Genomic DNA, 12,554 nt, shown 5'->3' on the forward strand with positions numbered 1-12,554 from the left:
GGCAGCAACCTGCACCATTGTTGAATAGTTGCGACCCAAGCGGGAGGTCGATGAACTAGTAGGTTCAATTTGAAGCCAAATCAGCTTGGCCTTATTTCTTTTCCCTCCCCCAGAATTCGCGTTACTTGACTAGCGCTTATCAGTCCAGCGTTGAACTTGGCTTGTTACCATTGCGTTCAACAATTGTCAGGGACTGAATACATGCTCACAGGCGAACTTCGCAGCCAAATCGACGCCATCTGGAACTCGTTCTGGACTGGCGGCATCTCCAACCCACTGGAGGTGATGGAGCAAATTACTTACCTGCTGTTTCTGCGCCGTCTGGACGACCTGCACACCCTGGAAGAAAACAAGTCCGTGCGACTGGGCAAGCCCATGGAGCGCCGCAACTTTCCTGAAGGGGCGGATGCCAAAGGGCGGTCATACAACGACCTGCGCTGGTCCCGCTTCAAGAACTTCGCCCCGGCTGAGATGTACACCGTTGTTGGTGAGCACGTGTTTCCGTTCCTGCGCAGCATGGGGGGTGATGGCTCCACCTATGCGCATCACATGAAAGACGCCCGCTTCACCATCCCGACCCCGGCGCTGCTGGCCAAGGTGGTGGACCTGCTGGACCACGTTCCGATGGAAGACCGTGACACCAAGGGTGACCTGTACGAGTACATGCTGGGCAAGATTGCCAGCGCTGGCCAAAACGGCCAGTTCCGAACCCCTCGCCACATCATCCGGCTGATGGTGGAAATGACAGCCCCCACCGCCAAAGATGTGATTTGTGACCCGGCCAGCGGCACCTGTGGTTTCCTGGTGGCTGCCGGTGAATACCTGCGTGCCAAGCACCCTGAAATCCTGCGTGATGCCGCATCCCGCGAACATTTCCACCACGGCATGTTCCACGGTTACGACTTTGACAACACCATGCTGCGCATTGGCAGCATGAACATGGCTCTGCACGGGGTGGACAACCCGGACATCCGCTACCAGGACTCCCTGGCGCAGGACCATGCGGGTGATGAAGAGAAGTATTCGCTGATTCTGGCCAATCCACCCTTTGCCGGGTCTTTGGACTATGAAGGCACCGCCAAAGACCTGTTGGCCATCATCAAGACCAAGAAAACCGAACTGCTGTTCTTGGCCTTGTTCCTGCGCCTGCTCAAGCCCGGTGGCCGCGCGGCGGTCATCGTGCCTGATGGCGTGCTGTTTGGCTCCAGCAAGGCGCACAAGGAACTGCGGCGCAAGTTGGTGGAAGAGCAGAAGCTCGATGCCGTCATCTCTCTGCCCTCGGGTGTGTTCAAACCCTATGCTGGCGTCTCAACGGCGATTCTGTTGTTCACCAAGACCAACTCGGGCGGTACCGACAACGTCTGGTTCTACGACATGAAGGCCGATGGCATGAGCCTGGACGACAAACGCCAGCCACTGCTGTCTGATGATAAATTGGGCCTTCAGCCCTTTCACAACGGGCGCAGTCAGCTATCGGAAGCGGAGCACGCCAAGAACAACCTGCCGGACGTGCTGCAGCGCTGGGCTGAGCGGGATGGCACCGAGCTTGACCGTGACCGCACCGACCAGAGCTTTTGCGTGCCCAAGGGTGACATCGTGGGCAATGACTATGACCTGTCCATCAACCGCTACAAGGAAGTGGTGTATGAGGTCAGTGAGCATCTGCCGCCGAGGGAGATTCTGGCCAGGCTGGCGGAGCTCGAAGCTGAGATTCAGGCGGGAATGATAGAGCTTGAGGGGATGCTGGGATGAAGTACCCAGCCGTTGAACTGGGTGGACTTGTTGACGTGGTGATGGGGCAAGCGCCCCCTGGCGATGCTTGCAACAAAGACGGCACCGGAACCATCTTCGTTAAGGCCGGGGAATTTCAAGAGCGCCATCCAGTGGTCCGAGAATGGACGACAAAGCCATTGAAGTTGTCCAAAGCTGGCGACGTGCTAGTTTGTGTGGTGGGTGCTACCGCAGGCAAAGTTAATGAAGGTGCATTCGATTGCGCAATTGGTCGCTCGGTAGCAGCCGTTCGCTCGAATCCACAGAAACTTGACGCACGGTTTTTGTTTCACTTTCTGAAAACCAAAGTGATGCAGCTACGTGAGGGGTCCCAGGGTGCTGCGCAAGGTGTCATCACCAGAGAGATGATTTTTTCACTTTCGGTCACCTTGTTACCCCTCCCCGAACAACGCCGCATCGCCGCCATCTTGGACCAAGCCGATGCGCTCAGAGCCAAGCGCCGGGAAGCCTTGGCGCAACTGGACAGCCTCACACAGTCGATTTTCATTGAGATGTTTGGGGACCCTGCTGCAAATCCCAAGGCATGGCCAAGATTGACTCTTAATGAGTTGATGGACGAAAACGGGCCTCAGAACGGCCTTTACAAACCATCCACAGACTATGGAACTGGTACGCCAATTTTGCGCATTGACGCTTTTTATGATGGTGTGGTGACGAAATTGCACTCTTTAAAGCGTGTTCGCTTATCTGCCTCAGAACTAAAACTCTACGGTTTACGCATCAACGACATTGTCATCAATCGCGTCAATAGCATTGAGTATCTTGGTAAGAGTGCATTGATACCGAGGCTCAGTGAGCATACTGTTTTTGAATCAAACATGATGAGATTTTCGGTAAGGCGGGACTTGGTCGAACCGGGCTATGTTGTTCAGTTTTTGCAGACGAAGTTCATCAAAAACCAAATCAAGTCCTGTTCAAAAAATGCGGTCAACCAGTCAAGTATCAATCAACAAGACGTGAAAAGTTTCCAGGTAAACGTCCCGCCGCTGACACTTCAACGAACCTTCGCTTTACGCGTTCAGTCCGTCGAAGCCCTAAAAATCACCCATCGCACTGCATTGGCCGAACTCGACACCCTCTTCGCGTCCCTCCAACACCGCGCCTTCCAAGGCGATTTGTAAATGAGCAATTTCGCCTTCCTCAAGTCTGAATGGTCCTTCCTTTACGGCGCGGCTATCAAGGCTGAAGGGATGGCGAATACCGATGCCCGCACCTCCTGCTTCTACGCGCGCCGCACGTTGGAACTGGCGGTCAACTGGCTCTACAAACACGACAAATCCCTGCGTCTGCCGTATCAGGACCACTTGAGTGCCCTGATTCACGAGCCCAGCTTTCGAGCCACCGCCGGCGACGCGGTCTTCACCAAAGCCAAGCTTATCAAAGACCTGGGCAACATGGCGGTGCACAGCACCCGCATCGTCCAGAGCACCGATGCCCTCACCGCCACCCGCGAGCTGTTCCATGTCTGCTATTGGCTGGCTCGGACCTACGGCCAGCGAGTTCGCCCGGCGCCGGACCTGCGTTTTGACCTGGCATTGGTTCCCCTGCCACCGGCACCATCAGCGGCGCCTGCCACCCCAGTCCAGTCCACAGACCAGCTCCAGAAACTGGAGACTCAGCTCAAAGTCAGCGACGAAAAGCTCTCAGCCCTGTTGTCCACCAATGCCGCGCTGGACGACGAACTCAAGAAGCTGCGCGAAGAAGTGGCGGCCGCCAAGAAGGCCAACACCGCCCAGCCCGACACCCACGACTACTGCGAAGCCGAAACCCGTGACAAATTCATCGACCTGCTGCTCAAGGAAGCCGGTTGGCAGCTGACGGCCAAGAACCTGGAAGTCGAAGTCAGCGGCATGCCCAACAACCAAGGCAAGGGCTTTGTCGACTACGTGCTCTGGGGTGACAACGGTTTGCCCTTGGCCCTGTTGGAAGCCAAGCGCACCCGCAAGGACGCGACCGTGGGCCAGCAACAGGCCAAGCTGTATGCCGACTGCCTACAAGCCCAGTATGGTCAGCGCCCCATCATCTTCTATTCCAATGGCTATGAGCACTGGATGTGGGACGATGCCAGCTACCCACCCCGGTCGGTGCAGGGCTTCTTCAAGAAGGAAGAACTCGACCTGCTGATTCAGCGCCGCAGCAGTCGCAAGAAGTTGGCTGATGCCGTCATCAACGACGACATCATCAACCGCTATTACCAGCACCGGGCGGTGCGCCGCATTGGTGAGACCTTTGAGCTGGACAACCAGCGCAAGGCCCTGCTGGTGATGGCCACCGGTGGCGGCAAGACGCGTGTGGTGGTGGCGCTGGCGGACGTGCTGACCCGCTGCAATTGGGCCAAACGCATCCTGTTCCTAGCCGACCGCGTGGCCTTGGTCAAGCAGGCGGTCAACGCCTTCAAGGCGCACCTGCCCGATTCATCTCCGGTTAACCTGGTCACCGAGAAAGCCACTGACGGCCGGGTGTTTGTCTCGACCTACCCAACCATGATGGGCCTGATTGACGACGCCGCTGACGGCCAGCGCCGTTTTGGCGTGGGTCACTTTGACCTCATCATCATCGACGAAGCCCACCGCTCGGTGTACCAAAAGTACCGTGCCATCTTCGATTACTTCGATGCCATGCTGGTGGGCCTGACCGCCACCCCCAAGGACGAGATAGACCACAACACCTACAGCCTGTTTGACCTGGAAAGTGGCGTCCCCACCGATGTCTACGGTCTGGATGAAGCCGTGGCCGAAGGCTACCTTGTGCCCCCCAAAGCCATTTCGGTGCCGCTGAAGTTCCAGCGCGAAGGCATCAGGTATGAGGACCTGTCCGATGAAGAGAAGGAGCAGTGGGACGCCTTGGAGTGGGATGAAGACGGCAACGTGCCCGATGCCGTGGACTCGGCAGCGCTGAACCAATGGTTATTCAACACCGATACCGTCGACAAAGTGCTGGAAAACCTGATGACCCAGGGCGAGAAGGTCGCCGGCGGTGACCGCCTGGGTAAAACCATTATCTTTGCCAAAAATAACGCCCATGCCGACTTCATTGCCAAGTGCTTCAATGACAACTATCCGCATTACAAGGGTGCTTTCGCCCGGGTTGTGACTTACAAGACAGAGTACGCCCAGACCCTGATTGATGCCTTTTCTGCCAAAGAGAGCATGCCGCACATCGCCATCTCGGTCGACATGCTCGACACCGGCATTGATGTGCCGGAGGTGGTCAATCTGGTGTTCTTCAAGGTGATTCGTTCCAAGACCAAGTTCTGGCAGATGATTGGCCGGGGCACCAGGTTGTGCCCTGACCTGTATGGCCCTGGTAAGCACAAGCAATTCTCTCGGGTCTTTGACTATTGCCAGAACCTCGAGTACTTCAACCAGGAACTGCCGCCAGACGATGCCAGGGCATCGGCACCACTGGGCGCCCGGCTGTTTCGGGCGCGGTTGCAGATGATTGGGGCACTGGACAGCCGCATGGCTGCGGACCCCCAGGTGGCCCAAGAGCCAGCCGCCTTCGGTGACAACCTCACCGATGGGCGGTTGCGCGGTGAACTGGCGGGCTTTCTGCAGCAGCAAGTGGCAGCCATGAACCTGGACAACTTTGTGGTGCGGCCCCGGCGAAAGTCGGTGGAGCGCTTTGCCCAGCTGGAATCCTGGAAATCGCTGGATGCCGATGCGCACCACGAACTGAGTCAGCAATTGGCAGAACTACCGACGGCCTTGCTGGACAACGACGAAGACGCCAAGCGCTTTGACCTGCTGATGCTGCGCATCCAGTTGTCCATTCTGCAGGCCCTGCCGGACTTTGCCAGCCTGCGCGAACGCACCCAGGCCATTGCCAGTGCCCTGGAAGCGCAAGAAGCCATCCCCGCCATCAAGGCACACATGGTGCTGATTCAGGCCATTGCCGGCGATGAATGGTGGGAAGACGTCACCATTGCCATGCTGGAGGCCGCGCGCAAGAAGTTGCGCGCCCTGGTCAAGCTGATTGAAAAAGGCAAAAAGAAGGTTGTCTACACCGACTTCGAGGATGAGTTGGGCGTTGGCACTGTCATCAACCTGCCAGGCGTGAGCACCGGCATGAATCTGGCCAAGTTCAAGGACAAGGCCCGCCAGTTCCTCAAAGCCCATGAAAGCCATGTGTCACTGCAACGCCTGCGGCGCAACCAACCACTGACGCCATCCGACCTAGACGAGCTGGAGCGGATGCTGGTCGATGCTGGTGGCACGACAGAGGTCATTGCCCAGGCCGCAGAACAAAGCCATGGACTAGGCATCTTCATCCGGTCATTGGTAGGCCTGGACCGTGAAACGGCAACGCAGGCGTTCAGCCAGTTTGTGGTCGGCACCACCGCCACTGCCAGCCAGATTGAGTTCATCGACCTGATTGTTCAGTACCTGACGGAAAACGGCGTGATGGATGCAGAGAGGCTGTATGAGTCACCGTTCACCGACATCAGCCAGCAGGGGCCAGAAGCGTTGTTCCTGCCTGCCAAAGTGACAGAAATGGTCCGGGTGCTGGAGGAGATTCGCGAGCGGGCAGTGGCTTGAGGCGCAAAGATGCTGAATGACGTGAGGGTGACTATGACTCACTCGTATGCAAGCAAGGTAATCTTGTAACCATCTTCTTGACACAAGGTTTGCTCGTAGACCATCTCAGGAAACTCGCCCCCACGACGCTCTTTTAGCCACCAGGTTGAATCAAGTTCATGCCATTCGTCGTGGGATGAAGTCTGCTGTCTGCTAGGACTACCAGCGGGAAGGCTATTTCCTTTCCATACACACAGTTGCTCTGCGAAATGGGCACTTTTCACTGAATACCTGACCTGGTTGTCCTTTGAAAACACGAAGGCGCAGGGGTAGTCGCTTTGTTCTGCCAGACGGTGCGCGGTCATGGTCACGCTTGTCCCAAATTCTTCAGCCAGCGTTAGCACATGGTCTAACTCCGGGTCTTGAAACTTGTGAAGTCGCGGTTTCAATAGCTTTTGCGGTATTAAAAGCTCAGCCGCAAACTGATTGGCCTGAATTTCCCAGTCTTTATTTGCCCTAGAGCCTATGTCTTCAGCCGTGCAATTAAAGGTTGTTTGCCGATGCCAGGGAAGCAAAAAATGCCCGAGTTCATGACCAATGGTGAAGCGCTGCCTAGGGCGTGGACTCCGGCTGCTATAAAAAATTGCTCCTGCAGATTTCTCTGCATTCGCAATTAGCGTGCCCTCAAAGCCCACACTTTCTAGAGGTTCAATTTTGGTAATTCCTGCCAGTCGCGCAAGCTCTTCAATGGGAATTGGAAGCTCAATGCCCGGATTCTGTTGAATGATGGCATCAACTAACTGCTCCGGATGAACTAAGTCCGCAAGCTCGATAAGCTCAAGTTTCAGCATCTCCCTGGGTCTTCTTCTTTTTGAATATTTCGAGAGTTTGCATCAAAACCGTTTGCTCTGACGCTGAAAGCGTCTTGAAGTCCCGGAAAAATTGTTGCGCATCTGCATCAACGAGTGACTCAGCGTCCCCCGTGCCAGCCAGGTACTCAACGGCCACATTGAAATACTCTGCCAAATTCTTCAACAGGTCTAACGACGGATTCTGAGTTGTTCCTTTTTCCAGTCCCCATATGTGGGTCTTGGAAACTTCTACTGCGTCAGCTACTTGCTGTAGCGACTTCCCCTTGCGTAACCGGAGTTCGGTCAGCTTAGCTCCTAGGGACATGTCATTTCTCCAAAAATTGGGGACTTTGCCCAACCTAAAAGTATATATCTAACGCCGAATACAACAACACTTGACAGTTACGTTCGTTCTATATATATTACGAATCGTAAACCAACGAAAGGATTTGTATGACCGGCAAAAACCAACATGTTGTTCCACACAAAGGCGGATGGGCCGTCAAGGGTGAGGGCAATAGCAAAGCGACATCCATCCAACCTACGCAGGCAAAAGCCACGGAAGTTGCCCGAGGCATTGCGAAGAATCAGGAATCGGAATTGATCATTCACCGCCCTGATGGCCGCATCCGTGACAAAGACAGTCATGGGCACGACCCGTTTCCGCCCAAAGGTTAGTCACCGTTCTCAAAACCACAACTCTGGAACAAACCATGTCCAATGAAAACTCTGCTGAGGCCCCCGGCCACAATAAAAGCTACGACATCGTCGTCAATGGCAAACAGCGCACCGTCACCGAAAAGACCATTTCGTACGAACAAGTTGTTCGCCTGGCCTTCCCTGAAGGCCCGTTTGACATCCTGTACACGGTCGCCTATGCCAATCCGCATGGCAAAGACGGGACATTGGCCCCAGGCCAAGACACTCATGTCAAAGACGGGATGAGCTTCAATGTCGTCAAAACCAACCGGTCTTAATTTCGGCCTTCAGAACCTTCTTGACGAGGGTTTTGAGGTCGAAGTCCGCCAGCAGCACTTGCTCGTGCACTCGGTCCCTTATGTCACAAGCGACAGAGAGTTGCGACGCGGCACCTTGGTATGCACCTTTATTGAAAGCGCAGGAACACTCCTGCCGCCGGACAACCATCAAGTTTGGTGGACCGGCCAATACCCTTGCTTTGCGAGTGGTGCACGCATTGCACACATCGAGAACGAAAACAACCGTCAAGAATTGTTTCGGGGGTGCACCATCCAGCACCGCTTCTCAAATAAGCCTGAAGGGTTTTCGAATTTCTCAGACCACTATTCGAAAATGGTCCACTACATCACCATCCTTCAAGACCAGGCAAAGGCCATCGACCCCAATGCGGATGCCCGGACTGGGCGCGTGATTGAGCCCGTGGAAGGTACATCCGTTTTTCGGTATGCCGACACGGCATCAGCACGTGCGGAAATCATGATGACTTCATCTCGCCTTGGCATTGGTCGGGTTGCAATCATCGGCCTGGGTGGTACAGGTTCATACGTGCTTGACCAGGTAGCCAAAACACCGGTGTCAGAGATTCACCTGTTCGATGGCGACAAATTTCTGCAGCACAACGCTTTCAGGTCACCAGGCGCAGCGAAGCTGGAGGACCTTGCCAAACTGATTCCTAAATCCGATTATTTCCAGCGAATTTATGATGCCATGCATCGCGGTATCGTGAGTCATCCGTACTACCTGACGGAACTGAACTTGGGCGAATTGACAGGATTTGATTTCATCTTTGTATGCGTGGACAACGGTGGAACCCGCTCAATGTTGAGTCAACATATTCAGTCTCTCTCGGTACCGTTCGTGGATGTGGGGATGAATATTCAACTCGTTCCCGATAGCCGAAAGCTCATCGGCACATGCCGCACTACTCTAAATACCCCGACACAAAAAGACCACTTCGCGCAATATGTCCCCATGGATGAAGTGGAACAGGACGTTCTCTATCGGCAGAACATTCAGGTCGCCGATATGAATGCCTTAAATGCTCAACTGGCCGTGATGAAGTGGAAGCAACTATTTGGGTTTTACGCGGACGATTTCAACCCACACAATATGACCTTTTCGGTCAACTCAATGTCATTGACGCGTGATGTCTTAGTTTCACCACCAGAACCATGAAGATTCACCAAATTCGACCGCAGTTCAGTGAATTTATTCCGGACAACCTGGAGGAAGGCGTTCTTTACATCAGTGAGCGCTACAAGACTGCATCGCATAAGTGTGCATGCGGATGTGGCGAAGAAGTTGTAACCCCGCTGTCGCCTGTTGAATGGCAGCTTCGCAAGGAGCGGGGCTTAGTCAGCTTGCACCCTTCCATCGGAAATTGGAACTACGCCTGTCGTTCCCACTACTGGATTCGCAGGAATGCAATTCAATGGGCCGGCGGTATGCCTGCCAAGCAAATTGCGCTGGTACAGGCCAAAGACAAAGCAGACAAGACACGGTACGTTGGCCAGATAAACCGGCTGAAAGACAGCGTTGCTCAAACGACGGCAGCGAACTCAACGACAAGTAATAAACCATCCTGGGTTACCAAGGCTCTTGACACGTTGATTCAGTGGCTCACAGGCCGTTAGGTTTGCCGAGATGTAGACGAAGAAAATTCATCAGCCCGGTTGTCTAAGCAGCGCAGCGAGAAAAGCACTTTTAAAACGAAGCATAGGGAGCAGAACAATGGCCACGAGAGCCCAAGCAATGTGACCGCCGATTCAGATATGACAGTGCGCTGGGAATAACTGATAGCCCCTCATTAGGAAGTTATCGCGGAAAGACGCGATTTGGCATCCACTTTGCGCCTGTCCAATTCTTTCGGCACATCCTGTCAAAGCCAAGCCAGCGGCCACAAAGGCACCTCTGTTGCTTAGGATTCAGGTGTTTGACGACTATCTGCGGGCAAACGCAAATCACAGGCTGTGACTGTCATGGCTAGACCGACGTTTTGCTTTTGAGTTTGGCCAGTAGGTCCAGCGCCTTTTGGAGTTGGATATCACTGCGTGCACATTCATCGGGGGAAATGCCACCCAGGGCTGGATTTGGCTGGACGAGCCATTAGATAGCATCGCTCATATCGCCCCTAAAGGCGTCGAATGCATGTCGATCTAGTTGGTCAAACCTGTCGTAATCTGGACTTCCGAACTCTCGACCAACAGGAACAGCATCAAGCCACGCTTGCTCCTCAGCGGATCGCCACAGAACCGCTCCATAAAAACGGTTGTAAAACAGTTGGGAAATCCTTTCCTTCCTGCGTCGTGTCATGAACGCTCCTTCTCACAATTGGCCAATCACTGACGTTCCAAGACCAAGGGCTCCCCCTTCAGGGCGGGTCAAATTCATCATCCTCTTCCCAAAAGTTCGGCAATGTGCCCTTGCGGCGCATTTTTTTGTGAACCGCACACAACTGCAGCATGTAACCATCAAACGTATCCAGCCGAGATGGCTCGCCACAGACAATGCACAACTGCATAGTTCTTGCTTCAGCCTCGTGCACAAGCGCTGCAATTTTTTCGCCCAGCATGTCGGGTGTTTTGTGCTTGTCGGGGACACGCAATGACATGACAACACCTTTGCTGTCTAGGATATCTACAGGCGTCCGCTGTTTGACTTTGTTGAGTTTGCAGTACCAGCGCGCTGATCCGAACTTTTGTTTGCATTGCACAAAGTGAAAACCACGCTTATCCGGCCCAAGAATTTCATCTATGTTTTCGCAGAGCTGTGCGAAGACCGACATCCATCCGGCGGGGATACCGATGCCAAGATTTTTCGCCTTAAACATATATAAATATCGTCCTTTGATACTTTGTAAGTTTGTGCTCATGACTTTTCCTTTGCTGCAGTTTGGCGCCGGATCGACTCATCAGACCGAAATGAAGATTGCGACACATAACAGCGTTCAAGCTTGAACTTCAGCTCGGCTTGCACGCTAAGGGACGACAGGCCAGTTGAGCCGTCACATTTCACAAAGTTGTCTATCGCTTCGACTGGCCAGCCGTCTGCGTCATCATCAAGGGCCAGCCAAAATGCTGGTCTTCGCCGCTGGACATCCATCAAGATTTGTTCTGCTCTCGATTTACCCTGAAAGTTTGTAAACGCTGGTGGATCGACTCTGTGAATTCGCTTGTGGAAAGTACCCCCAACAAAGCGCCCACGCAGGGCCGGTGGGAACCGTTTCAGGGTTTTGCCGTAACCAGGCCAAACACACCAACTGCTGGAGAGCACAAGTTTGACCAGCGGAAATGGCTGCAGGATAGTTTCAAGAATCGGAAGCCACTCAAAAAGTCTCCTCCCAGGCGCCCGTTTGGGGCACATATGGACTCCACAACGAGAGTTCCAGACGGCGTGTTCGTGGTGAAGTACGCCATCAATGTCCAGGTAAAGCACCACCAGGGCTGCGTCGGAGAGTGTTTGTTGATTGACCATAAAGGCCAATCTATCGCTGCGTTGAACAGGGGTCAACACGAAAAAATTCGCGACTTGGCACTTCACGATTTGCTCGGTAGATAAAGTGTCATAGAACGACAGTTTTTTTGGCACCTGTTGCAGGTTCCCGACAAACTGTCCATCTATCGGCACCAACATGTCTCACGCATCGTGTGCGTCTGGTTCGCTGGCGGTCACGTGCGGTGCGGCCAGATGTGGCCGAGGCATGTGGGCTGGTTGGGGGTCGGGATGAGGCGTATTTTTAGCTTTGCGGCTCAAAAAGTGAGGTGTATTTTCAGAGATGCGAGCCTCAAATTGAAAAACACGACACCCACGCCATCTAAGCACAGCTCTTTACGACAAGCACCTTGTCGCGGTAGCACCCAACGCATGAAAAGAGCGACAACCGACGATATCGCGCCAAGACCGCATCGTCACAACGCCAGTTATTCCGGCGAACCCTTGCGAGGGGGACGTGCCGTTTTAGGACACAGCCCAATTCCAGTCAGTCAGTTTTTGAGGAAGCGGCTATCGAACATTGGACAGGAGGCGCGGCTGTCGGCGTGGGTTAGCCCACGCAAAAGCGCGGCGGTTACTTGGATGAAAGGAACAACTTGATACCCAAGGCTCCTAATATCACCCCCACTGTGCGGTCTATGGCGAACTTTGTCCTGACGTACGCGTCTCGCGGTTTAGACGCAGAAAGCGCGAATGCAACAACCAAGTACCAGGATGCTTCAAGGGTGAAGACCCCGACTGGCAATGCTAGCGTGAGAGGCAACGATGGCGATGGCGGCAACATGTCACTCATTCATTTTTCTTCATGGACAATCAAAAAGAAGGTCATATAGGGAGGAAGAATGGTGCGGCGAATCGAGAGCAATCAAGTTCCGGCTGAAACACGCAGCATGCTGCGAGAGCGGCTAGCGCGATTTTTGCCAGC

11 protein-coding genes are annotated in these 12,554 nt (G+C 54.1%); 7 read left to right on the plus strand and 4 right to left on the minus strand.

What is annotated here, in order from left to right:
- Positions 1-201: 201 nt before the first annotated feature.
- Genes RF819_RS10350 through RF819_RS10360 form a run of 3 tightly spaced genes read left to right on the plus strand, consistent with a single transcriptional unit; the run spans position 202 to position 6,329 of the window.
- Positions 202-1,752: a class I SAM-dependent DNA methyltransferase gene (locus RF819_RS10350; RefSeq protein ID WP_078364912.1), complete on the plus strand. Its 1,551-nt coding sequence runs from the start codon at positions 202-204 to the stop codon at positions 1,750-1,752.
- Positions 1,749-2,912: a restriction endonuclease subunit S gene (locus RF819_RS10355; protein WP_078364913.1), complete on the plus strand. Its 1,164-nt coding sequence runs from the start codon at positions 1,749-1,751 to the stop codon at positions 2,910-2,912. Before RF819_RS10350 ends, RF819_RS10355 begins: the two co-directional genes overlap by 4 nt.
- Positions 2,913-6,329: a DEAD/DEAH box helicase family protein gene (locus tag RF819_RS10360; RefSeq protein WP_078364914.1), complete on the plus strand. Its 3,417-nt coding sequence runs from the start codon at positions 2,913-2,915 to the stop codon at positions 6,327-6,329. It begins immediately after the preceding gene.
- Between the two features lie 38 nt (positions 6,330-6,367).
- Here RF819_RS10360 and RF819_RS10365 read toward each other — a convergent pair whose 3' ends face one another.
- Both RF819_RS10365 and RF819_RS10370 read right to left on the minus strand, forming a co-directional pair.
- A complete protein-coding gene (locus RF819_RS10365) occupies positions 6,368-7,159 on the minus strand; it encodes an ImmA/IrrE family metallo-endopeptidase (protein WP_078364915.1) in 792 nt (263 codons plus the stop codon).
- Positions 7,146-7,484 carry a helix-turn-helix domain-containing protein gene (locus RF819_RS10370; protein WP_078364916.1) on the minus strand — a complete coding sequence of 113 codons (339 nt, stop codon included), beginning with the start codon at positions 7,482-7,484 and terminating at the stop codon, positions 7,146-7,148. Before RF819_RS10370 ends, RF819_RS10365 begins: the two co-directional genes overlap by 14 nt.
- 128 nt (positions 7,485-7,612) lie before the next feature.
- Between RF819_RS10370 and RF819_RS10375 the strand changes: the two genes are divergently transcribed.
- The 4 genes from RF819_RS10375 to RF819_RS10390 are packed head-to-tail and all read left to right on the plus strand — an operon-like array spanning position 7,613 to position 9,771.
- Positions 7,613-7,837 carry a DUF2188 domain-containing protein gene (locus tag RF819_RS10375; RefSeq protein ID WP_078364917.1) on the plus strand — a complete coding sequence of 75 codons (225 nt, stop codon included), beginning with the start codon at positions 7,613-7,615 and terminating at the stop codon, positions 7,835-7,837.
- 35 nt (positions 7,838-7,872) lie between these two features.
- Positions 7,873-8,136, plus strand: coding sequence for a multiubiquitin domain-containing protein (locus RF819_RS10380; protein ID WP_078364918.1), 264 nt, complete (start codon positions 7,873-7,875; stop codon positions 8,134-8,136).
- Positions 8,111-9,313: a ThiF family adenylyltransferase gene (locus RF819_RS10385; protein WP_078364919.1), complete on the plus strand. Its 1,203-nt coding sequence runs from the start codon at positions 8,111-8,113 to the stop codon at positions 9,311-9,313. The genes RF819_RS10380 and RF819_RS10385 overlap by 26 nt, the downstream gene beginning before the upstream one ends.
- Entirely contained in the window at positions 9,310-9,771 is a 462-nt protein-coding gene (locus RF819_RS10390) for a ubiquitination-like system serine protease family protein (protein ID WP_143541669.1), read from the plus strand. The genes RF819_RS10385 and RF819_RS10390 overlap by 4 nt, the downstream gene beginning before the upstream one ends.
- 737 nt (positions 9,772-10,508) lie before the next feature.
- On the opposite strand, the gene RF819_RS10395 is transcribed toward RF819_RS10390, so the two are convergent.
- Both RF819_RS10395 and RF819_RS10400 read right to left on the minus strand, forming a co-directional pair.
- Positions 10,509-11,009 (minus strand): hypothetical protein, encoded by a 501-nt coding sequence (locus RF819_RS10395; protein ID WP_143541670.1) that lies wholly within the window; start codon positions 11,007-11,009, stop codon positions 10,509-10,511.
- The gene (locus tag RF819_RS10400; protein ID WP_242473051.1) at positions 11,006-11,770 is read right to left on the minus strand and encodes an HAD domain-containing protein; all 765 of its coding nucleotides are present in this window, start codon (positions 11,768-11,770) and stop codon (positions 11,006-11,008) included. The genes RF819_RS10395 and RF819_RS10400 overlap by 4 nt, the downstream gene beginning before the upstream one ends.
- Between the last annotated feature and the right edge of the window lie 784 nt (positions 11,771-12,554).

It is taken from the genome of Rhodoferax fermentans, from assembly GCF_002017865.1.
Taxonomy (GTDB): Bacteria; Pseudomonadota; Gammaproteobacteria; order Burkholderiales; family Burkholderiaceae_C; genus Rhodoferax; species Rhodoferax fermentans.